This window comes from Algoriphagus sp. TR-M9, assembly GCF_027594545.1.
In the GTDB taxonomy this organism is placed as follows: Bacteria; Bacteroidota; Bacteroidia; order Cytophagales; family Cyclobacteriaceae; genus Algoriphagus; species Algoriphagus halophytocola.
In genome coordinates this window covers 569439-592899 of the sequence record NZ_CP115160.1, presented here as the reverse complement: position 1 = coordinate 592899, position 23461 = coordinate 569439, and the positions used below count along the sequence as shown (strand labels likewise).

General features: G+C 43.5%; 20 protein-coding genes and 1 tRNA gene. 4 read left to right on the top strand and 17 right to left on the bottom strand.

Annotation, left to right across the window (positions count from 1 at the left end; translation table 11 throughout):
* Position 1: 1 nt before the first annotated feature.
* The 5 genes from PBT90_RS02740 to PBT90_RS02720 are packed head-to-tail and all read right to left on the bottom strand — an operon-like array spanning position 2 to position 7011.
* A complete protein-coding gene (locus tag PBT90_RS02740; protein ID WP_264808807.1) occupies positions 2 to 703 on the bottom strand; it encodes a c-type cytochrome in 702 nt (233 codons plus the stop codon).
* A gap of 13 nt (positions 704 to 716) precedes the next feature.
* On the bottom strand, positions 717 to 1247 hold the full coding sequence (locus tag PBT90_RS02735; protein ID WP_264808806.1) for a DUF3341 domain-containing protein: 531 nt from the start codon (positions 1245 to 1247) through the stop codon (positions 717 to 719).
* Between the two features lie 2 nt (positions 1248 to 1249).
* A complete protein-coding gene (gene nrfD, locus PBT90_RS02730; RefSeq protein ID WP_264808804.1) occupies positions 1250 to 2614 on the bottom strand; it encodes an NrfD/PsrC family molybdoenzyme membrane anchor subunit in 1365 nt (454 codons plus the stop codon).
* A 17-nt stretch (positions 2615 to 2631) separates the two neighbouring features.
* Positions 2632 to 5712, bottom strand: a complete 3081-nt coding sequence (locus PBT90_RS02725; protein WP_270131455.1) for a TAT-variant-translocated molybdopterin oxidoreductase — start codon at positions 5710 to 5712, stop codon at positions 2632 to 2634.
* Positions 5713 to 5748: 36 nt separating this feature from the next.
* Entirely contained in the window at positions 5749 to 7011 is a 1263-nt protein-coding gene (locus tag PBT90_RS02720) for a c-type cytochrome (RefSeq protein ID WP_264808802.1), read from the bottom strand.
* Positions 7012 to 7377: 366 nt separating this feature from the next.
* Here PBT90_RS02720 and PBT90_RS02715 point away from each other — a divergent pair.
* Positions 7378 to 7448, top strand: a tRNA-Cys gene (locus PBT90_RS02715).
* 191 nt (positions 7449 to 7639) lie between these two features.
* Here PBT90_RS02715 and PBT90_RS02710 read toward each other — a convergent pair.
* Entirely contained in the window at positions 7640 to 8239 is a 600-nt protein-coding gene (locus PBT90_RS02710) for a hypothetical protein (protein ID WP_264808801.1), read from the bottom strand.
* Positions 8240 to 8873: 634 nt separating this feature from the next.
* Positions 8874 to 10649, bottom strand: a complete 1776-nt coding sequence (gene rpsA / locus PBT90_RS02705) for a 30S ribosomal protein S1 (protein WP_264808800.1) — start codon at positions 10647 to 10649, stop codon at positions 8874 to 8876.
* Positions 10650 to 10950: 301 nt separating this feature from the next.
* On the opposite strand from rpsA, the gene PBT90_RS02700 reads away from it, so the two are divergent.
* Positions 10951 to 11679 carry a lysophospholipid acyltransferase family protein gene (locus tag PBT90_RS02700; protein WP_333482156.1) on the top strand — a complete coding sequence of 243 codons (729 nt, stop codon included), beginning with the start codon at positions 10951 to 10953 and terminating at the stop codon, positions 11677 to 11679.
* Positions 11680 to 11682: 3 nt separating this feature from the next.
* Here PBT90_RS02700 and PBT90_RS02695 read toward each other — a convergent pair whose 3' ends face one another.
* The 9 genes from PBT90_RS02695 to PBT90_RS02655 form a co-directional block, all read right to left on the bottom strand.
* Entirely contained in the window at positions 11683 to 12123 is a 441-nt protein-coding gene (locus PBT90_RS02695; RefSeq protein WP_270131451.1) for a DUF4136 domain-containing protein, read from the bottom strand.
* Positions 12124 to 12316: 193 nt separating this feature from the next.
* Entirely contained in the window at positions 12317 to 12970 is a 654-nt protein-coding gene (locus PBT90_RS02690; RefSeq protein ID WP_270131449.1) for a hypothetical protein, read from the bottom strand.
* A 9-nt stretch (positions 12971 to 12979) separates the two neighbouring features.
* Entirely contained in the window at positions 12980 to 14347 is a 1368-nt protein-coding gene (locus tag PBT90_RS02685; RefSeq protein WP_270133124.1) for a pyridoxal-phosphate dependent enzyme, read from the bottom strand.
* Between the two features lie 189 nt (positions 14348 to 14536).
* On the bottom strand, positions 14537 to 16168 hold the full coding sequence (locus PBT90_RS02680) for a putative ABC exporter domain-containing protein (RefSeq protein ID WP_270131447.1): 1632 nt from the start codon (positions 16166 to 16168) through the stop codon (positions 14537 to 14539).
* Positions 16161 to 16877: an ABC transporter ATP-binding protein gene (locus PBT90_RS02675; protein WP_270131445.1), complete on the bottom strand. Its 717-nt coding sequence runs from the start codon at positions 16875 to 16877 to the stop codon at positions 16161 to 16163. The genes PBT90_RS02680 and PBT90_RS02675 overlap by 8 nt, the downstream gene beginning before the upstream one ends.
* A gap of 57 nt (positions 16878 to 16934) precedes the next feature.
* Positions 16935 to 17861, bottom strand: a complete 927-nt coding sequence (locus PBT90_RS02670; protein ID WP_264808794.1) for an aspartate carbamoyltransferase catalytic subunit — start codon at positions 17859 to 17861, stop codon at positions 16935 to 16937.
* A gap of 2 nt (positions 17862 to 17863) precedes the next feature.
* A complete protein-coding gene (gene pyrR, locus PBT90_RS02665) occupies positions 17864 to 18412 on the bottom strand; it encodes a bifunctional pyr operon transcriptional regulator/uracil phosphoribosyltransferase PyrR (RefSeq protein WP_270131442.1) in 549 nt (182 codons plus the stop codon).
* 34 nt (positions 18413 to 18446) lie between these two features.
* Positions 18447 to 20066 (bottom strand): transcriptional regulator, encoded by a 1620-nt coding sequence (locus tag PBT90_RS02660; RefSeq protein ID WP_270131440.1) that lies wholly within the window; start codon positions 20064 to 20066, stop codon positions 18447 to 18449.
* Positions 20063 to 20461 carry an EVE domain-containing protein gene (locus PBT90_RS02655; RefSeq protein ID WP_270131438.1) on the bottom strand — a complete coding sequence of 133 codons (399 nt, stop codon included), beginning with the start codon at positions 20459 to 20461 and terminating at the stop codon, positions 20063 to 20065. The genes PBT90_RS02660 and PBT90_RS02655 overlap by 4 nt, the downstream gene beginning before the upstream one ends.
* 194 nt (positions 20462 to 20655) lie before the next feature.
* Here PBT90_RS02655 and polX point away from each other — a divergent pair, with 194 nt between their 5' ends.
* Both polX and PBT90_RS02645 read left to right on the top strand, forming a co-directional pair.
* Positions 20656 to 22368, top strand: coding sequence for a DNA polymerase/3'-5' exonuclease PolX (gene polX, locus PBT90_RS02650; protein ID WP_270131436.1), 1713 nt, complete (start codon positions 20656 to 20658; stop codon positions 22366 to 22368).
* 62 nt (positions 22369 to 22430) lie between these two features.
* Entirely contained in the window at positions 22431 to 22718 is a 288-nt protein-coding gene (locus PBT90_RS02645) for a hypothetical protein (protein WP_264808789.1), read from the top strand.
* Between the two features lie 88 nt (positions 22719 to 22806).
* On the opposite strand, the gene PBT90_RS02640 is transcribed toward PBT90_RS02645, so the two are convergent.
* Positions 22807 to 23457 (bottom strand): hypothetical protein, encoded by a 651-nt coding sequence (locus PBT90_RS02640; RefSeq protein WP_270131433.1) that lies wholly within the window; start codon positions 23455 to 23457, stop codon positions 22807 to 22809.
* Positions 23458 to 23461: the final 4 nt, after the last annotated feature.

Sequence of the window (23461 nt, the reverse complement as noted above, 5' to 3'; positions counted from 1 at the left end):
GTTAATTAGCTGGAGTTTCTACTTGTGTTTCTTGATCTACTACTGCTTCTGCTACAGCATTGTCAGCATTTTGACCACCCTGGAGTTCTTGTTTCACATAGTGAACAATTTTCCATCTGTTTTCTGGAGTGATCTGAGAACCATGAGCCCCCATTCTTCCTTTACCTTTGGTGATTACGTGGAAAATATGTCCTTCGGAAAGTCCGGTGTAGGCGCCACCTGTAAGGTTAGCTACACCACCTATAATATTTCCTACAGGGCCATCACCTTGTCCACCTGCACCATGACAAGGAGTACAATACAATTGATACAATCTCTTCCCCTCGTCTACAACTGCATCATCCAGTTTGATTGGATTTTTCATGGCAGCACCTGCTTCTTCTATTTCGAAAGCCTTGTACCGATAAGGAAGGTATCCGTTTTTATTTCTTGGGACTGTGTTAGGAGCAGGCTCCCTCATATTCATCCCATGGGGATTGTGCACGTTACTGTTGAAGTATTCCCCCTTACCATCTTCTCTGGTAGAGATCAAGTCTCCCTTGGTCTCAGCATCCTGAATCTGTGTTAAAGGTTCGTAGGCTACAGAGTGATACATCTGGGGCGCATATTCCAAGCCTTGATTTTCTCCTCCGGCTCTACAGCCAGCCAGGGTAATCCCTGCCACTGCAATCCCTAAAATACTTAGTGTTTTAGCAATCTTCATTTTTCCAGATTTACTATTCAAAACTTTTTTTATTAACCTCAGAAGCTCCTGAAGCCTTCAAAATCTCCTCGATTTTTGAAAGTTCAATAGCCGAATTATTTGCAATATCCACTGCCAGCACATGCTTGTCATCAGTAATTCTGATGTCCATGATTCTGGGCTGAGCCCAAGGCTTCAAGTTAGTGCTCACCATGAATACTCCCACCATGCCAAATGATGCCAGCAATACTGTCAATTCGAAAGTCACAGGGATAAAATCCGGGAACGCAGCATGGTCTTTACCACCAATAATCATAGGCCAGTCAAACTTCAGCATGTAAAACTGCATAGTCAAAGCCAGACAGGTACCTAGCAGTCCAAACAAGAAAGCTGCAATCGGCAACTTACTTCTTTTGTAACCCAGGTAATCGTCTATGCCGTGCACCGGATAAGGTGAGTACACCTCATGAATTTTAACACCAGAGGATCTTACCTCTTGGATCGCGTGGAGTAATACGTCTTCGTCCTCGTACACTCCCATTACAAAATGTGTATCTTTTTCCATGATTATTTTTTCACATTATCAGATGAAGACTTCAATACAGATTTTACTTCAGCCATGTTGATTACCGGGAAGAATTTGGCAAATAAGAAGAACAAAGTGAAGAACAAGCCGAAGGTGAAAAGGTAAACTCCCACATCAGCCCAGGTAGGGTAGAACATCGCCCAAGAAGATGGGAGGAAATCTCTGTGAAGAGAAGTCACAATAATTACAAATCGCTCAAACCACATCCCGATGTTCACTACTATAGACAATGCAAACGTAGCGACGATGGAAGTACGGATTTTCTTGAACCAGAATAGCTGTGGGGAGATCACATTACAGGTCATCATAGACCAGTACGCCCACCAGTAAGGCCCTGTAGCTCTGTTGATGAAAGCATACTGCTCTGCTTCTACACCAGAATACCAGGCAATGAAAAACTCAGTGATATAGGCAATACCCACAATAGACCCGGTGATGATGATTACTATATTCATCAACTCAATGTGCCCCATAGTGATGTAATCCTCCAGTTTGTACACCTTTCTGGTAATGATCATCAAGGTCAATACCATGGCAAAACCAGAGAAAATCGCACCTGCCACAAAGTATGGAGGGAAGATCGTGGTATGCCAACCCGGGATTACCGAAGTAGCAAAGTCCATGGATACAATGGTGTGTACAGAAAGTACCAGAGGAGTAGCCAAACCTGCCAAAATCAAGGAAACTGACTCGTATCTGCTCCAAGCCTTGGCTGCGCCATCCCAACCAAATGAAAGTGCTCCGTAAATGATTTTTCTAAGGCCAGTAGCTCTATCTCTTATCGTAGCGAAATCCGGGATCAAACCTATATACCAGAACACCAGGGATACTGAGAAATAAGTAGAGATCGCAAAAACGTCCCAAAGAAGCGGTGAATTAAAGTTTACCCAAAGCGAACCAAAGACGTTAGGTAGTGGAAGCGCCCAATAGGCTCCCAACCAAGGGCGTCCCATGTGCAAAACCGGGAACATCGCTGCACAGATAACCGCAAAGATGGTCATCGCTTCTGCAGCCCTGTTGATGGATGTTCTCCACTTCTGTCTGAAAAGTAACAATACTGCTGAAATAAGTGTACCGGCGTGACCGATACCTACCCACCAAACGAAGTTGGTGATATCCCAAGCCCAGCCGACAGTCTTGTTCAGACCCCACATACCTATTCCTTCCCAAACGGTGGCAATAACGGCTATAGATCCAATAGCCAGGACACCTGCTGAGGTAAGAAAAGCCAGAAACCATCTGATATTTGGCTTCGCTTCTACATGGCGTGCCACGTCATGTGTCACGTCATGGTAGGATTTCCCCCCGGTAACTAACGGCTCGCGTACGGATGAAGTAACCTGCATAGTTTAATAATTTTTGATTACGCTTCGTTTTTGTCTTTATTTCTGATTTTGGTAAAGTACCAAATGTTTGGACTTACGTTGATCTCTTCCAATACATGGTAAGCTCTTTCCTCATTTACCTCCTTGGTAGCAGAGTCGGTTTCTTCGATTTTCAGCATCTTAGAAACTCTACTGTTAGGATCATTGAGATCACCGAATACCAAAGCGTCAGTGGAGCAAGCTACCGCACAAGCCACATTGATATCTCCATCCTTCACTTTACGCTTCTCACGCTTAGCCTCTAGTTTGCCAGCTTGGATTCTCTGCACACACATGGAGCATTTTTCCATTACACCACGTGCCCTTACAGTTACATCTGGATTCAGTACCATCTTGCCCAAATCATCGTTCTGTGCGACGTTAACTCCGGCAAAATCCTTGTTGTCGTGATATTTAAACCAGTTGAATCTACGTACTTTATACGGGCAGTTGTTGGCACAATACCTGGTACCTATACATCTGTTATAAGTCATTTGGTTTAGCCCCTCAGAAGAGTGGGTAGTAGCTGCTACAGGACAAACCGTCTCACATGGAGCGTTGTTACACTGCTGACACATCATAGGCTGGAAGGTCACCTCAGGATTCTGAGCCGCTACTTCCATTCCACTCAAGTCATCTGCTGGAGCATCGGAAGAATAATAGCGGTCAATTCGGATCCAGGCCATTTCTCTTCTATTCAACACTTCCTGCTTTCCTACTACTGCCACGTTGTTTTCAACCTGACAGGCAACAGTACAGGCTCCACAGCCAATACAGGAGTTCATATCGATGGCCAAGCCCCAGTGGTGCTGAGAATACTTGTGTCCTGACCAAAGCGAAATCTTGGATGGTTTTACAAATTCCCCATCCTTATAGATTTCGGGCTTATATCTTCCTGCCGAAGCGTCTTCCTTATATTCTCCCAGTGTAGCTTCCTGGATCACGTTTTCACGTCCCATGAAGGTCTGGTGCGTTTGCGTACGTGCGATTTTGTAAGCATCTCCGGTAGCCTGAACTTCTACTCCAAAAGTCAAGTCTGTGCTCACATAACCTTTTGTGATGTCTAATAAAGTATAAGCATTTACTCCCACACCATTACCTACACGACCAGCTTTGGTTCTACCATAGCCTAGTGCCAATCCGAAAGTACCTTCTGCCTGTCCAGGCTGGATCAGGATAGGGACGATCAGAGACTTGCCATTTACAGAAACAGAAGCTTTGGTAGTATGCTCCTCAGACATTTTCACCCCATTATCGTTTGCCCATTTCTGAGAAACTGTCAGGTAATTGTCCCAAGTAGCTTTGGTGATAGGGTCAGACATTTCCTGAAGCCAAGGGTTATTGGCATAGGTTCCGTCTCCCAAACCTATCTTCTGATAGATCACCAATTCAGCTCCTTCACCAGTGGCAGAATATGCCTTGTTTACAGCAGCAGCTGCACTGCTCACATCCCCGACTACAGCTACGCTGCTTTCAGTAGATACAGGTGAAGAATAGAATCCATTATAAAGTGCTTTGTCCCAAAACTCCTGGAAATTAGCAGTTTCTGTCTGTCCAGCGAAGAAAGGCTGCCAGTTGGACTGAAGGAAATCATAATAATTCGTGTCTGATCCGGACCAGCTTAGGAATGAATCCTGAGCCTGACGGGTATCAAACAATGGAGAAATAGCTGGCTGGGATAAGCTGAACTCTCCTACTTGAGGATTGAAATCATTCCAAGACTCCAAGTAGTGATGGTCCGGAGCTACATACTGTACCAAGGAAGCAGTTTCGTCCATGGTGAGATTAGTAGACACAGACACTTTTGCTTTCGCAATATTCTGTCCCAGAGCTACTCCCTGTGCATGATCATATACCGGGTTACAGTTGTAGAAGATCACTCCACCTACTTTGCCTCCGGCAAGGTCTGCGATGAATTGGTTCATCGCACGGTCATTCCCTTTTTTATAATTGCTGGACTTCACTAGGTCTATGGTAGTACCTGTGTTTCCTAGCAACTCATTGATTGCATTGATGAGAATCTGAACATTTGGGTCATTCGAACCAGACACTACCAGTGACTTGCCTCTTTTAGCCCAAAGATCATCAGCGGCCTTAGCTAGATGAGCCACTTCCACAGCTGAAGCTGTTACCGATGCTGCACCGGCTTTTTTAGCCAATAAGTTATATAGCCCCAAAATGGCCAGACCACTCTGAGAAGCTTTAATAGGAGTGCGGTAATCCGCGTTGGCTCCTGAAAGCGTCATGTTGGATTCAAACTGATAATGTCTGGACATTTCAGGTTTTTCCTTGGTCACTTTTCTACCTACACCATATTGCTTGGCATATTCAATCGGTGCAATCCAAGTCCCCAAGAAGTCAGCACCGAAACTCACGATGGTTTCAGCCTTGTCAAATCTATAAGTAGGAAGGATAGCCTGACCGTAGTAAAGTTCATTGGCACGGGTGATTCCGTAAGCGGAAGAAGTATCGTAAGTCACTACCTCTACTCCACCCAATGACTCAGAAAGTGCCTGAATGGCCTTTTCTGTAGAAGGAGAAAGAATAGTATTCGTTACCAGTTTGACATTTCCTGCTGCCTTTAACTTAGCGGTCACTTCTGCATCAAGCGTAGCCCAATCAGACTTTTGACCACCTACGTAAGGCCCGGTTAATCTTTCTTTGTCATATAAGGAAAGAACAGAAGCTTCTACAATTGCGCTGGTTCCCCCTTTGGTAACTGGAGAAAGGGTGTTTCCATCCACTTTGATAGGTCGGCCTTCGCGGGTTTTCACCACTACAGAAGCGTATTCCCCACCAGAGAAATAACTGGAAGCGTAATAATTAGGAATGGAAGGGTTCACATCCACCGGCTTATTCACATATGGAATAGCTTTTCGGATAGGAGCCTCACAGGCCGCTAAAGATGCTGCTGCCAAGCTGAATCCCATCACCTTCAGAAAGTCTCTTCTGGAAGCATTGCCGTCCTCATTGAGTGTGGAAGGAAGCTCAGGGAATTCCCTGTCTGCGTTCTTTACAAACTCTGGATCGTTGTTGAGCTGCTCAAGCCCTTTCCAGTATGTTTTTTTATTTTCCTTCATTTTATGATATAAGAATGAATTTGCGAAAAGAATAAATTAATAGTGGCACTTAGCGCACTCCAAACCTCCGATGTCCTTCACTTTCAGGGCATCTTTGGAGTCAGTGTGAATCTGCACCAGCTTATCGTAGTAGGCATTACCCTTGGTGGTAATCTCTGTCTCTCTGTGACAGTCAATACACCAACCCATGGTCAGTGCACTGTGCTGACCAACTACTTCCATTTCCTGTATAGGGCCGTGGCAGGTCTGACACTCAATCTCACCCACTACCACGTGCTGGGAGTGGTTGAAATAAGCAAGGTCAGGAAGGTTGTGAACCCTCACCCACTCAATCGGCTTATTGTTATCTACCGCATCGTAGATTTTCTGGATTTCCGGGGAAACCCCTTCTTTACCCTGTACATTCTGCACATGCGTGTGGCAGTTCATACAAATATTTGGTGAAGGGATATTAGCAGATCTTCCGATCTCCACGCCGGTATGACAGTACTGACATTCTATTTCAAGTGTACCCGCGTGCAATGCGTGAGAATAAGCTATAGGCTGCTTAGGAGCATATCCCTGCTGCACCCCTACTGAGAAGAGCCCGTCCAAAGCTGTCTTGGCCACCAAAGCCACTACTAAGGCAGTGACAATCAGCACAAAGCCATCACTTTTTATGATTTTACCCAGGTTGAATTTCTGGGAAACAAACTCCTTGTCATCTTCATCCAGCTCCTGCTTGTTGAGGTACTTGCTCAGTACAGAGATAATCAATCCCAATACTACTAGAATGAGTAGAAGAACCACTACCAAAACCACAAGGATTACTGTAAGATACTCATCAGGAATACCTCCGCCAGCGCCGCTCGCAGCGGCACCATCAGCACCTGCGGCTGCAGCTTCAGCTGCCGGATCTGCTACGTCTCCATACTCGATGTAAGAAATCAGATTGTTCAGTTCATCATCACTCAAAAATTCGTGCTGAGGCATCTGAAGATTATATTCATCATAGATTTCATTTGCCTGCTTATCTCCTGAAGCAATCAAAACGGTAGAATTCTTGATGAAGGCCTTGATCCAAGAGATTTCTCTTCTATCGGATACACCTCTCAATGCCGGACCTACTAACTTGGAATCTAATTGGTGGCATGTTTTACAATTCGCATTGAACACAGCCTTACCTGCTGCTACTGCTTCGTCGCTGCCATCAACCTCTGGATCTACGGCAAAAGCCTGCGTCCCGATCAGCATGAAAAACAGCACTGCCAGTGTGTGGAAATTCAATCGAACCCCTACTAACGAGCGTTTGGATAACATATTATAGCTAATTAAATAGTTTATGCGGTTTTATATAACCCCTGCAAAGGTACTACCCGAAGCCTATTTTTCAAACACGACTTGACAGGTGGTCATTGAGCGCAGCTAGAATGCTTTAAAGCCCTATATAATTGCTATTCAGTTAATTATAATTAAAAAATCAAGGTTTGATTAATTTAGAACCTTTATAAATAGAATGTATTTTGCAACCTTTTGCAAGGGGGGCTAATATCCCTTCATGGAAGCTGGATGAATATTGAAATGACTTCAATTCTAAGATCAAAAAATAATTTAATCCATAAAATAATGGGCTGCTTTTTTGCTTGGTATTCGAATATAACTACATTTGCATTCCAATTCTGAATTGGTCGAGTGGCCGAGTGGCTAGGCAGAGGTCTGCAAAACCTTGTACAGCGGTTCGAATCCGCTCTCGACCTCAATAAAAGCATCCCGAATACGGGATGCTTTTTTGCTTTTATCCCACTTTCATTTCTTAGTGATTTCGGACTTACCTTGATGTGTACAGGTCCGGTACGCAGGACTGCATTACAGCAAGCAGCCAAGCAACATATCATTAAGTAAGTCGAAACGCAGGTTTCAATAGCCTACAGTTACAAGGAAAGGAATTTCAGAAACTAAATCCTACACCAAGCTGAACGCCCAGCTCTTGCAAAATTTGTTTGTAATTGCCCAGCTCCTCAAAAGGAATGACATTATGCCTTTTGTAATTGGGGAAAATGGAGAAGGAAAGTTTTTCGGTTTGCAATTTGGCCCCAACTCCGACCAAATACCCAAGCCCACTCTGATCAGAAAAATTATTCCCCTCAGATAGCTGAATATCTACGATGGGTCCGGCTGCTGCGTAAAATAATTTCCCGAATTTATATTCAGCGTAAACAGGGATAGAGAGCATTTTAAAATCAGGATTATGATTATAAGCGATGCTGAGACAATTAACGCAGGAAGGAATATTAGGATAGTAACTTACCTGTGCAAAGCCATAATTCACCCCTCCCGTGAGTGCGATTTTCTCAGTAATACTTTTCGACAGTAAAACACCTACCTCTATTAAACTCTCAATATCCGCAGAACTGGCTCCATCGAGATCCTTGTTCCAATTGATCTGTGCTCCAGAAACGCCAAAATAGCCACGCACCTCTAACCCAGATTGTGCGGTAACCGAAAGACTTATTAAAAGAATGAATGATAGTAAAAGTGCACTTTTCATACAATCGAATTTAATGATAAAACTAGTTAAGCCAATACGGGAATAAGGAAGAAAGTGCTACAACTCACGCCCCATCTTTCCCTTCCTAAACTAAAGTCCAGCTTCTGGAGAAGCAGGACAACTTTAGAATCGAAAAACTGGAGGATAAAAAACAAGCTAGTAGCAATATATTTTTCATAGGATCGAAATTAATGATAAAAATAGTTTAGCCAAGACGGAAGTAAGAACTGAAATGCTACAATCAAATTCAAAGGTTGCGTATCAACGTTTTTCAAAAACCAGTCCTGCTTCTGGAGAAGCAGGACAACTAATCAACAACTGCGCTCTCCGCGTAACCTTCACGATCTCGGCGGTTAACAAAAAACTACCAAACGTTCCGATGGAACCATAACTACATATTGCTAATCTCCGGCTACCAACCAGTCGTTCCTCTGGAACGATAATGTAATAAAAGCTGCCAATCAAGAAAAAGACATAAGTCCAGCTTTTGGAGAAGCAGGACAACAAATAGTGACAGCGCCCTCTGCGTGACCTCTGTGTACTCTGTGGTTAAAAACAAAAAAACGCCGACTTCTCAGCCGGCGTTTCCATTATAATAAGTAAGTATTGATTCTAATTTCTAGAATCTAAGGTCTTACTTCTTTCCTTCCATTTGCTCTTTCAATTGAGTCAAGGCATCCAAGTCACCTAGGGTAGACTTCTCAGCTGGAGCAGAAGTTGAAGATCCTGAATCAGACTTCTTCTTCGCATCTTTCTTGGCCGGCTTAGCAGCAGCGGCAGCATCTTCTCTGAACATAGCAGTATGAGAAAGTACGATTCTCTTATCGTCTTTAGAGAATTCGGTTACTTTGAAGTCCAAAGCCTCACCTACCTCTACTTGAGATCCGTCTTCTTTTTCCAAGTTTTTCACTGTAGCGAATCCTTCCAATCCGTAAGGCAATTCAAGAACTGCTCCTTTGTCGTTTTTAGAAACTACAGTACACTTGTGAGTAGATCCGATTGGGAATACACCTTCGAAAGTGTCCCAAGGATTCTCTTCCAACTGCTTATGACCAAGAGCCAATCTTCTGTTGTCTACGTCAAGCTCAAGAACAGCTACTTCTAGCTCGTCTCCTACTTTCACAAACTCAGATGGGTGCTTGATTTTCTTAGTCCAAGAAAGGTCAGATACGTGAACCAAACCGTCGATACCTTCTTCCAATTCAAGGAATAGGCCGAAGTTAGTCAAGTTTCTTACCACTCCTTTGTGCTTAGAACCTACAGCGTACTTAGTACCCATATCGTTCTTAGTCCAAGGATCCTCAGTCAATTGCTTGATACCCAAAGACATTTTTCTATCATCTTTGTCCAAAGTCAATACTACAGCTTCGATTTCGTCACCTACTTTCACAAAGTCAGCAGGGTTTCTCAAATGCTGAGACCAGCTCATTTCAGATACGTGGATCAAACCTTCCACACCTGGAGCAAGCTCAAGGAACGCACCGTAGTCAGCTACGTTTACGATCTTACCTTTCACTCTAGATCCGATTTCAAGGCTAGATGCCAAAGAATCCCAAGGATGAGCAGTCAGCTGCTTCATACCCAAAGAAATTCTCTTCTTGTCATCATCAAAGTCAAGAACCACAATCTGAACTTTCTGGTCAAGCTGCAATACTTCTTCTGGATGATTGATACGTCCCCAAGAGATATCTGTAATGTGAAGTAGACCATCCACACCACCAAGGTCGATGAATACACCGAAGTTGGTCATGTTCTTGATCACACCTTCCAATACCTGACCTTTCTCAAGGTTGTTTAGGATCTCAGCTTTCTGCTTCTCAAGATCTTTCTCGATCAACACTTTGTGAGATACTACTACGTTATCGTTAGCGTGGTTGATTTTCACCACTTTCACTTCCATTTTCTTACCTACATAGATATCGAAATCTCTGATAGGCTTCACGTCGATCTGAGAACCTGGCAAGAAGGCTTCTACACCGTAGATATCTACGATTAGACCACCTTTGGTCCTTCTTTTTACCAAACCTTCGATCACGTTGTCATGCTCAAGGGCATCTTCGATGTCCTGCCATGCACGTACGATTTTGGCTTTCTTACGGGAAAGGATCAACTGACCCAGCGCGTTTTCCTGCTCTTCGATGAATACTTCTACTTCATCGCCTGGCTGGATAGATTCTAGATCTCTGAATTCAGAAAGAGGAACCAATCCATCAGATTTGAAACCGATGTTGATGATAACGTCCTTTTCATTGACACCTACTATAGTGCCTTTGATTACTTCCTTCTCAGTGATTTCGTTCAATGTACCTTCGTACATTGCCGCCATCTGCTCGCGCTGATCTTTGGAATATCCTTCTCCAAAACCTTTGGTTTCGAAGTTGTCCCAGTTAAAATCTTCTTGTTTTGACATAATAGTGCTAACCCTGAATAGCAATAGCCCTCGGGTCAAGAGGCTACCGTTTTTAGTTGTAAATCAATGTGTTAAGCAAGCCCAGCACACTCCGCTCACTCGAACGGACTGCAAAGGTATGGAATTATTAGGAAATGAGGAATTTACTGGGAAAAATTACCTTCAAATAGGCTTTTGGTTTTACTTCAATTTCCCACCCTATATCAGGGCAAATAAAAAAACAGAGCCCCCGAACGCTCGGAGGCTCCTGCAAGCAAAGAGTTAATATTAAATTTATACCCAAATTTAAGCATTCTACTGAATGATGAAAATCTTACAAGTAATCTTTACCATTTATTCCATTCTGGTCTTCTTTGCGCTTCTACTCCTATTGGGACTGTTCATAGTCATCCCAGTGAGCATTAGCCCTGCTGCCGGTAAACTTTCCTTCTTTTTCATCAGAGTCTGGGCCAAAACCTGGTCATTCCTCAGCGGAATACGCTATGAGATCCACGGTAAGGAATTCATTGAACCCCACAAACCCTACATTTACATATTTAACCATCGCTCTTTTCTGGATGCAGCAGTTATCCCCATTTCCACCCCTCAGCAAATTCGAGCCATAGGAAAAAAAGAACTGGCCAAAATCCCCCTGTTTGGATGGGTAGTCGGAAAGGTGGCAATCTGGGTCGATAGAACCGACGCAGAATCCCGAAGAAAAAGCATAGCTAAACTCGTCACCTTCTTAAACCAGGGAATCTCCGCTGCGGTAGCTCCGGAGGGAACCCGAAATGACAGTGATGCTATTCTGCTACCATTCAAAACCGGGGCATTCCGTCTTGCTGTAGAAACAGGGATACCTATCCTGCCTATGGCAATATTGGGAGCGGATAAAATTATGAAAAGAGGGTCTTTACTACTCCGTCCAGGCAAAGTGCATATTCATTTTTCTACTCCCATTTATCCCCCAGGGCCATCAGGCAGCGCTGTGCCAAATTTGGCGGAAAAATGCAGATCCAGACTGGAAGGGATGATTCTAACATTTCAATAAAAATCACTTAAAGTCAGCTAGCATCGCTTCTATGGCTTGGGCCGTCAGCAACTGCTTTTCACGCTCTTTTTTAGGAAAAATCCCTGACCCGACCCCCATCCATACTATGTCATTTGATTTTGTGTCCTGAATGAGAAAAATCAACCTACCGGCTTCAAAGCTATTGATAATAAAATCGCTATATCCCACGCTTGGAGTTGTAACGGTCCCGCTGCTGGAAGGATCACTGATATAGGAACCTACTTCCTGCACGAAGTCCTTTGAAACTTTCAAGGATTGCACCAAAAAATCCGGGTTTTCAGCCTCTTCTTTAAATCCCATCCCCTCTAATTTCTCTTTAAAAGATGCATCGAATTCTATAAGCTCATCCGAATGCAATGCTTTTTCTACAAAGTAAAAAGTCCTATAGTTTTTTAATGCATCAGATTTCCCTATGGTTTGCACAGCGAGCTGGTCTGAAGATTTACAACTTGCAAGTGAAATGAAGAATACACAAATGCAGAGAATCCTCGATACAACCCCCATAGTTAAGCCTTTAAAATTGAACACCTTAACATAATACGGGTGATTTTAAAAAATTGTTCTCGATCAAAAACTAATTTCGATTTAACACCTATTCACCTTCATATAATTAGGTTCAGGATATAACCTGAGGATGCTCTTCCTCTGGTACTGCGTCAATGGTCAATTCCTCGAAAAGCACATATACCGCCAAATAAGTCATGGGAATGCTTACCAGAAGGCCTACAATAAGGCACAAAACCCCAGCAATGTTCATAGCCAATAACACCAGTCCAAAAGTGAAAAATTTCCACCAGTTGGTGGTCACCAGCTTTCTGCTCAGCTCCATGGAAGTCCAAAAATCAAACCCACCAAAAATCACAAACAACAAACAGAACATATACCCTACTAGCAGGTAAACACCTGGAACAATCAAAAGAATAATTCCAAGTACAGCCAGTATCGAGCTGATCAGGTTTGCAATCACCAGATTCCACCAATACTTGAATCCATCAAAGAAATTCTGAAACTCCAGGTATTCCTTTTGGCTTTGCCTATTGGCTACCATATAAAAGCCACAGATCAGCGGTGGGGAAATAAAGATGGTATAAATAGGTGTAAAACTTTCTGCATATTCAGCAAAAGCCGCCTGCACACACACGATAATCACCATGAAACCTATGTGAAAAAGCGCCTTTTCTTTAAACATCTCCCAGGCTTTGGAGAGTATTTGATTGATATTAAAATCTACTCCGGACTCGATGATCCGGTGAATTTTATGCTGATCCATTAATTCAATTTACTTGGTGAAAGCCTCTAAAATATCGTGCTTGGTGATGATATGAATCTGGTTTTGTGCATCTCGTACCAGAACGGCCTTTTCCTTTTCCACCATAGAAGAAAGCACATCCAAAGTACTGTCCAAGGCCACAAAGTGCATGGAATCCTCCATTACATCAGAGACTTTTGCGTCTTTCAAAGTTGGATTATCAATGATCTTTGCCAGGAGCTTATTATCTGTCAGACAGCCAACTACCTCGTCATTTTCCATCACAGGAATCTGAGACACACTGGTTTTGTTCATCAGCGCAATCGCATCCCGTACAGAATCAGTTTTAAGCGAAGAAACCAATGTATAGGCCCCATTGCGCTGTGCAATAATATCTCTGGCGGTAGAGAAGGTCCTATCTTCAAGGAAACCATGATTTCTCATCCATTCGTCGTTATAGACTTTTCCCAAATAACGGGTCCCATGATCCGGCAAAATGATCACCATCTGGTCACCTTCTTTCAGGTTATCCTTGGCCCACTCCAAAGCACCATGAACGGCTGAGCCACATGACCAGCCCACGAATAGACCTTCCTCTCTGGCAAGTCTTCGGGTCATCACAGCAGAATCCTTGTCCGTTACTTTCACGAAGTGATCTATCATGTCAAAATTGACATTCTTTGGGAGTATATCCTCACCAATCCCCTCAGTGAGGTATGGGTAAACCTCCTTCTCATCAAAAACCCCTGTTTCCTTGTACTTCTTGAAAACCGATCCGTAAGTATCTATCCCCACAGTCACTATGGCTGGGTTTTGTTCTTTGAGATATTGGGAAGTCCCGCACATAGAGCCCCCTGTGCCTACCCCTGCTGCATAATGCGTGATCTTACCTTGTGTATCAGCCCAAATCTCAGGCCCGGTGGTTTCATAATGCGCCGCGGTGTTGGATAAGTTATCGTATTGGTTGGGGTAAAAAGAATTCGGAATATCCTGATTTAGCTTTCTGGCAATGGAATAATAGGAACGAGGATCCTCTGGCGAAACATTGGTAGGGCAGACAATTACCTCAGCACCTACTGCTTTTAGAATATCGATTTTCTCTTTGGACTGCTTATCCGCCATAGTGAAAATGCACTTGTACCCTTTGGCCACGGCAGCTAGCGCCAGGCCCATCCCCGTATTACCGGAAGTCCCTTCTATGATGGTACCACCTGGCTTGAGGATTCCGGCTTTTTCCGCATCCTCCACCATTTTGATGGCCATTCTATCCTTCATAGAATTTCCCGGATTGAAGTATTCTACTTTCACCAAAACCTCTCCTTTGATGTGTTTGGCGAGTTTATTCAAACGGATCATCGGCGTGTTTCCGATGGTGTCAATGATGGAATTGTAGATCATAGTTGGTCTTATTTGGTAACTGAAACCTGAATTATGCAGGAGTAAAGCCTGTATGCCTTTAGGATAAAAGGACTTGTTCATAACCCAGCTTAAAAATAAAGGAATTTTCCCGGCTAAGCGAGTTTGGGAAAGTTAATGCGGAATAAAATTCGGTTTCCCTCCCAGCAATTTCTGAATGCGCAGGCTATCCTAAACCTCTTTAAACTCTAATCGCTTCAAGACATCCAGACTAACGTGAAGCAAAATGGCCGCCACAAAGCACATCCCCATGGTCGCAACCCCTAATGCCCACACAAACTGCTTGGACACCACTATAGCAATAATGGTAAAAGCCAAGGTGGGAAGTAATCCAAAAAGCAATACGCCCCCAATCATAAAAGGCTTGATCAATTTCCTGTCCCAGCCCTCGTCCAAAGCCACTTGGGGGATCAAATTAATCCCAAATCCCACCAGATAAACCGCAGGAACGGCAATCAGAAACAAAGGAATGACCATGAGATTCAGCTGCGCCAATAGCACAGAAGGAACAATCAGTGCTGCCGCAAATAAGCTGATTTGCACTAAATCCAGCTTGATCATATTCCAAAACTTGGAAGACCAACTGGCAGGCACCAAAATGAAAAAAGGTTTCTTCAGGTCTCCTACATTTGCCCGGCCGATTCCGGCCATAAAATAGATGAAAAACAAAATCAATAAATATCCATAAAACACCCAATGAGAAAACCAATCAAAAATGGATAATCCAGCCAGAATTACCCCCACCCCTACCATGATCAGGGAGTAAATCCCAAATAAAGGATGGTAATCCTGGCGGGAACTGTGTACGTAATTTCTCCAGTAAAAAGCTTTGGCACCAGTGCCAAAGTCCGGTAAGGCAAGCTGCTTTTTGGTATTGAGGCTAAAGGAGCTTTCGCTCTGCTTTTTGCCGCGTACCTTCTCAATCTTCTCCTCGTTGGACTTAGTCGCTTCCAGTACATCTTCATAGTAATATCCTGCAAAGCGGATCACCAATTTCAGCACTATGAAATATGCTACTCCATACAGGACTATAAAAGCCAAAGAAAGGATGACATTGCCATGCGAGAGGTAACTGATAATGCCCCTGCTCCAGCCCACCATGGGAAAGAAATCAAACCAAGGCGAACTGATCCAGGCAAACATGCCTTGCCAAAACTTATCGGCCATCATCCCTGGGATAATCACCATAGCTCCCAGTAAAACGGCTAGAACCACCACTCCATTTCGGATATACTCCATGATACCGTATTTGGTATGAAGGGTGTACACCAGAAACTTAATCGGGGAAATCATAAAGAAGAATAAGGCAAAACCAAGAATTAGAAACAGGGCATTGCCAAAGGTCAATTCCCACTGCTCGGCCATCTGGCTGGCTCCGTAAGCCATAAACAGAATACTTCCCCCCAGAGCAGGCAAAATCGACCTTCCCATATAATAAATCAGGATATTCTCAGGCTTCACCGGGGCGGTGAAGAGCAGATTTACATCAGCCATTTTGAAAAAGCTGACATTGTTTTTGGTTGCCCGGAAAAGCTGGTATATCAACAAAACCAAAGCTAGCAAAGTCACTGCACCGACTATATTCTGCACGGCAAAATCCACTTGGGGAACCCCATCCATATCCGGCATTTCCTGAGGAGCTTCATCCTCATCTCTGCCCTTTAATCTGAGGTAATAAATAAAGAAAAAGTACCCCAAAATCCCAGCATACGGCAGTAGCCTCAGCGGATTTTTCAAAATCAACTTAATATTATTGATCAGGATGAGTATATCCTTGCGGAAAAGCAGAGAGATTTCATTCATCTTTGGTCAGTTCTAAAAATAGATCTTCCAGGGTGCCCCCTTCTTCCTGTGCCACCTGAATTTTCAGATTGGCTATGGTGTCATTTCCTACAATATTTCCATCCTTCAAGATCATAATGCGGTCCGCAATGGACTCCACACTATCGATCAGGTGGGTACTGACCAAAATGGTCTTGCCCGCCTCTTTTAATTCCCGGAAAATACGTTTGGTATTCTTGATGGCCTTGGGATCTAGACCTATCATAGGCTCGTCAAAAAACAAGACTTTGGGATCGGTCAATAGAGCACAGCAAATAGATACTTTCTGCCGCATTCCCTTGGAGAGATCCCTACCGAGCTTGTCTGCTTTATCATCCAACTCATAGATTTCCAGCAGTTCCCTGGCCTTATCTTTCCATTCTTTGATGCCATAGGCCTGTGCTATAAACTGCATGTGTTCCTGTACGGTAAGGAGGTCGTACACATAGGGTGTCTCCGGGATATAACTGAAAAGCCGCTTGGCCTCCACACTCAGGTGATCCTCACCTCCAATCAAGATTTCCCCGGATGTCTTGCGAAGCAATCCCACGATACATTTCATCGTGGTGCTTTTCCCTGCGCCATTTGGACCTAGCAGTCCTACTACCTCTCCGCCTTGCAATTCAAATGAAATGTCGTTGACAGCATTCTGCTTGCCATAAGTTTTTACCAAGTTGGTTACGCTAAGCATAGACGTGAGATTGATAGTGAGTGGATCAGAAATCCCAAAGTAGAAATTTCAAAGTAATTACCCTTTGGCTCCGGCTAGCAAATAAAGTACAGCCATGCGAACCGCCACCCCATTTTGCACCTGCTCCAAAATAATAGCCTGCTTGGAATCCGCTACATCTGAGCTAAGTTCCACTCCTCGATTGATAGGCCCCGGGTGCATCACTACGATTTCCTTATCCAACTCGTTTAGAAGCTTTTTGTTGATTCCGTAATAAAGTGAATATTCCCTCAGGCTGGGGAAGTATTTGATCTGCTGCCGCTCTAGTTGGATCCTGAGTACATTAGCCACATCGCACCATTGCAGGGCTTTTTTGACATCAAGTTCCACTTTCACACCCAGACTTTCTATATGCTTGGGCAAAAGGGTGATAGGTCCACAAACCATAACTTCAGCGCCCAATTTCTGAAGGCAGAATATATTGGACAAAGCCACCCTGGAGTGGAGTATATCACCTATGATTGCCACCTTTTTCCCTGCCACATCTCCTAGTTTTTCTTTGATCGAAAATGCATCAAGCAAGGCTTGGGTAGGATGCTCATGTGTCCCATCTCCGGCATTGACGATATTGGCATTTACATTTTTGGAAAGGAAATGAGGAGCACCTGGACTGGAATGGCGCATCACCACCATGTCCACTTTCATGGATAGGATATTATTGACAGTATCCACCAGGGTCTCTCCTTTTTTCACCGAACTATTTCCGGAGGAGAAATTGATCACATCTGCGGAAAGCCTCTTCTCGGCCAGCTCAAATGAGAGGCGGGTTCGGGTAGAGTTTTCAAAGAAGACATTGGCAATGGTTATATCCCGGAGTGAGGGCACTTTTTTGATCGGCCGATTGATCACTTCTTTGAAATTAGCCGCAGTATCAAGAATTAACTGTATATCTCCTTCGGTGAGATTTTTGATTCCAAGTAGGTGTTTGGTACTTAGTTGCGACATGATTAGGGTTTAACTTTCTCTGTGATCCAAATTGCATCCTTTTCGTGGCCTTGGTTTTGCCATTCCACCACCACATACTGACTTTCCAGCGTATGTACTCTTACGCCATAATAATCCGGCATGATGGGGTAGTCTCGGGTGAGCTTTCGATCTACTAGCACCATCAATTCCACTTTTTGGGGTCTCCCAAAGGCGATCATGGCATCCATAGCGGCTCGCACAGACCTTCCTTTGTACAGCACATCATCTACCAAGATCACTTTTTTTCCTTCTACAAGAAAATTGATTTTGGTTTCGTTTGCTTTCAGCGGAAAATCACGTCTGCGGAAATCATCTCTGTGAAAAGTCGCATCCAAATATCCGGAAGGTACTTTCACTCCGGATATTTCTTCTAAAAGTGTCACAATTTTATCCAGCAATATGGGTCCTCTAGGTTGCAATCCCAGAAGCACCGTATTGTCAAAATCATCATGATTTTCGATCAATTGATGACAGAATCGTCTGAGTATGATCTCAATCTGTCCTTCGTCTAAGACTAGCCTTTTTTGCATGGGGTAGATTTGCGGGTAAATATAAAAATAAAATCTAGTCCGGGAGCTCTTCCGGCTGATACAAATCCCCATCTACGAGGATTTTGGTCAGGAAAAACACCTCCCGAACCTGCTCAGTTCTATCGTTTGCTTGATACCGGATTTTTTGGGTTCCGGACATTAAGTAATACCTATCATACCAATGGATGAGACGCAGGCTTTCTACGTTGGTATCCTGAATCCTTTCGTTTTCATTGATGAGTTTGATTTCAAATTCCAGGTTTTCAAAGATCTTTTCTCCCTTGTTGAAATAGCTGAGTTTGAGAATGAGATTTTCTACAAACATGTGATAAAACTCCTCACCAACCACGGCTATTTCTCCAAAAGCCTCAGGATAAGTAGTGACCATCTCATTATAGGTACTGGCATTATCCCAAAGAACAGGACCTGCTTTGGACACTTTTACAAAATGGGCGGATTGATAACGGAATTCTGGCACCACCTGATAGCTCTGACTCGGAAACCTGGTGCCCATGATAGGGTCGTTCATGACGGTATTACCCATTCGGCTCCATCTGTCATAGCGATATCCTCCATTAGATGAACTTACTCCGGGTATATATCCTGAGCGGTTATTGCTTACCGTAAACTGATCAAAATAGATGTAATAGGCATCTTCTTTTTGTCTGATATCCCGGATGGCGTATTTATTTATAATCTCCGGGGTTTTCTCCTTGTCCAGATCTTTCAGCACATCCGCTTCTCTTTTTTCTCTGGATTTCCCTTCCAGGTAATTGTAAAAGTTAGGAAAGTCCTCTAGAGTGTACAGCTTGAAATTGTATTCCCCAAACTCGTTCAGGTCCATAATGTACATGCCTTGGTAGGTATTTCTACGCTCCAGCCCAAAAGCCCCGATCATAGCCTCTTGATACTGGCCTGTGGAGACCAACATCCCATCCATGATTCCCTGCCCTTGCTCACCAAACTGGTCCACTTTTACTTCCCGAAGCAAATTCCCGTTCAGGTCATAGGTATTGATCAGGATATCCCGGTTTTTATACACGCCCTTTCTGCTGAGCACGACTTCCAGGGACTTGGATTCTGGCATTTTCCTGATTTGCATGATTTGGGTGTCATTGCCATAAATCCCCTGCAAGGTATGTACGCTCTTGGTATCCAAATCCAAAATCTGCAATACCGGTCGGGAATCTGAAGTACCCATAAAAATCACCTTCCTTTCCTGAACCAAAAACTCGGTGAGCTCCATCTCAAGCACATTACTGACATCAAACTCCAGCCCCTTTTTGGTATGCAGTTCGATTTGAAGCACATATTTGTCTCCTATGCTGTTGTATCCCTTGGCAAAAAGCACATACAGCATCCCTTCAAAATAATCATAACCTATCATCTGATAGCCATCCTTGACCGGAAACTCAATCAAGCCAGACTCTGATTTCAGCTCTAGGTCAGAAATGAAGTATTGAAACTTTTGCTTGAAATTCAGGCCCTTTTCGGGAACAGTACGAAAAGAAACAACGCCTTCTTCTGTCCCCACCATTTCAAAAACAGGATCATAGAGTTCTGAAGGCACTTCGTGTCTGGACAGGAATTTCAACTGTGCCTGAGCCTGAATGGCCAGGGCAAAAAGCAAACAAAATAGAAGGTATCTTTTCATGAACCCATTTGATATAGTATGTCAAATTCACTTTTACTCATTGGAAGCACCGATAACCTGGACTGCTTCAGCATAGGAAGCTCGGCAAGCCTGTCCTCAGCCTTGATAGCAGCCAAACTAACTGGGCTGGCCAAAGGTTGCAGCACTTTCAATTTCACCGCCACCCAGTCCTGATGGGTAGGGTCAGGAAACTGCTCCTCACTGACTTCTGCCAATCCCACTATGGCTTTCTCTTTGCCACTGTGATAGAAAAACACCTGATCTCCCAGCTTCATTTCCTTCAGGAAATTGCGGGCCTGGTAATTCCGCACCCCATCCCAGACTTCTTCTTGTACAGCTACAAAATCATCCCAGGAGTAAGATCTTGGCTCTGATTTGACCAACCAATAGTTCATATTTTAATAACGGTTTTCTGGTTAAAAGTTTTTGACCTCTACCCGGGCAAGAATCCAGATCATCCTTTCCGGATGATAATCCTGTTTTCCTTGCCATATTTTCACATTTCAATTTTAAGTTAAACCTTCGCACACTAAATTGAAACATTATTTCAAGACATTTGTCAGAATATATTCATTCAAACCCGGAAATTTTGGACCATAAGACTCTTCTGAAAAAACTTAAACTCAGCATTCAGCTGATGGAACTCCACGATGAAAACTCTTTTAAAATCCGCAGCTATCAAAGCGCGCTGATTGCGCTAGAGCGGGGAGATCAGGACATTATGACCCTTAGCGAAAGCGAATTATCCAAAATAAACGGAGTGGGAAAAAGTATTCTGGAGGCTATACGACAACTGAAAGAAACGGATTCTTTTACGCTTCTAGATGAACTGATCGCCAAAACTCCCGAGGGGATTTTGGAAGTTTTGCAGATCAAAGGATTAGGACCTAAAAAGGTGAAAACACTTTGGAAAGAACTGGGAATCACCTCCACCCACGAGCTGATGGAGGCCTGCCAGTCCGGAAAAGTCGCCAAAATCAAAGGTTTTGGTGAGAAAACCCAAAACACCATTATTGCTAATTTGGAATTTACAGCTTCCAATGCGGGCAAATGGCTTTTCGCAGATATTGAGGAGACCATTGAGGGTCTTCAGGCAAAGTTTGAATCTCTGGCAAAAGATGCTGAAGTCGCCGTGGTCGGTGACTTTGCTAGGAAAATGGAAATCATCCATCAGGCTGAATTCCTCATTGCTACAGACAATCCGGCTTCCATCAGTTCAGCTCTAACCGCCGACGGATCTTTTGAATGGAACCTTGCACAATCCGGTCCCAAAACCCTTCGCGGCCAACTGCAGGAGCTAGACCTACAAGTCTGGGTTCACTTCTGTGAGCAAGCAGACTTCTGCTGGAAAAAACTGGCCTTTACTGCCTCGGCCTTGCATCTCCAAACCAAAGTGGACGAAAAAGAAACGGTAGCCCAGAAGCTTAGAAAAGGAAATTTCTCCACAGAACCTGAATTTTTCTCTGTCAATGAACTGCAGTTTATCCCTGCAGAACTCAGAGAGGGCTTTGGGGAAATCGCCTTGGCCAAGGAGAACAAAATCCCTGAATTACTGAAAGATGAGAACCTAAAAGGAATCCTGCACAATCACTCTACCTACAGTGACGGCAAACACAGTCTAAGACAGATGGCCGAGCACTGCAGAGACCTGGGTTATGAATATTTGGGGATTTCAGATCATAGTCAGACTGCCTTTTACGCAGGAGGGCTGGACGTGGAAAAAATCCAGAAACAGCACGAGGAGATTGATTCCCTCAATAAGGAATTGGCGCCATTCAGGATCTTCAAAGGCATAGAAAGCGACATACTTTCTGATGGGAAGCTGGATTATGAAAATGAGGTTTTGGCAAGTTTTGACTTCATCGTATCCTCGGTGCATTCTATTTTGAATATGGATGTTAAGCGCGCGACCAGTAGACTAATCACCGCTATAGAAAATCCATATACTACTATTCTAGGCCATCCAACCGGGAGGTTACTCCTACGGCGTCAAGGCTATCCAATAGATCATAAAGCGATTATTGATGCCTGTGCAGCAAACCATGTAGTCATAGAAATCAACGCCAATCCCTGGAGACTGGATCTGGACTGGAGATGGGTAAGCTATGCGCTGGAACAGGGCGTAATGCTCTCCATCAATCCCGATGCTCACGAAATGGACGGTTATGCAGACATGAAATATGGAGTGCTCGTTGGGCGAAAAGGAGGATTGACTAAAAAGATGACACTGAATGCATTGAGTGTAGATGAGTTAGGAAACTATTTTGACAAAAGACTGGGAAAGATAAAGGTCAAAAAATAACCTATAAAGAGTCGGTAGAAAAAAGTCTTGTATCTTGCGCCCCAATTATAGTTTCAGAAAAAATGAAATGGACTGAACAACCTCCAAAAATTTTGCTTCAACGCTCATTTTTGTTTGGGATTACAGGTATTGTACTGTGTGTACTTTCACTTTTGAATACTTACTTCATGTTTCTAGAAGCTCCTATGGGTCCGCTCAATGGCGTTGGCATGGCTTTGCAATTGGTTGGTTTGAGCTTAGCAGTACTGGTGATCAGAAAAAGAAAACTAGCACCTGAGATTAAAGAAAGAGCCCAGAAGATGATTCTTATCCTTGCTGTGGGTTTGTTGTTTTTTATTCTGACTTTGTAATAGAAGGAAAACTGAACGTTAACCTTTGAAACCAACAGCAAGCGCTAAATTTCTACTTGATGAACATGAAGATCATCAAACTGCCTATTTACTCAGGGTTATCATATTCTTTGATCTGTCCCAGCATTTCCTGCGCTTTCATAATCGGCGTCCATTCGTAGCTTCCAAATAGGAATTTGAACCAGCGTTTTTCACGATTTTCATAGCGGATATTGATAAACAGCCACACAGCCAGCCCTGCAAAGCCTAACGTAATCAATACTTGAATCACCCAAAAGACAGGATTTCCTGTTCCAATCCAAGAAGAACTTAAGAAGAACGTAGTCCAAAACGGCAGTTGTAACATAAGAATGCGTGTGACCCACAAGGTAGAATTGACCATTCCTGCTATCTTTTTCTGTGTGCTGATCACAGGAGCATTAATGCTAACCACCGATAGGAGAATTAACTGGTAAGCATAAATCCCAATAGCTATTTTGTTGACCAAAGAGATAAATCCAAAAGAAATCAGAAAGAAAAGATTTCCGGCAGGATAAAGATTTACTAACAGTACATCCAAAAAAAGAACCCAGATAACCCCTACCAGCAGGGTGAAAATCTTGATTGGGCGCATAGCCGAAAGGGTACTCTTTACCTTTATTTTGGTAATAGCTGAAGCATTTTTTCGATTGAATACCAATTGCTCCTGGAGTCTTTCGTCATACGATTTCCAAATTTGTTGTAGTTCTATGTCTTGCATGATT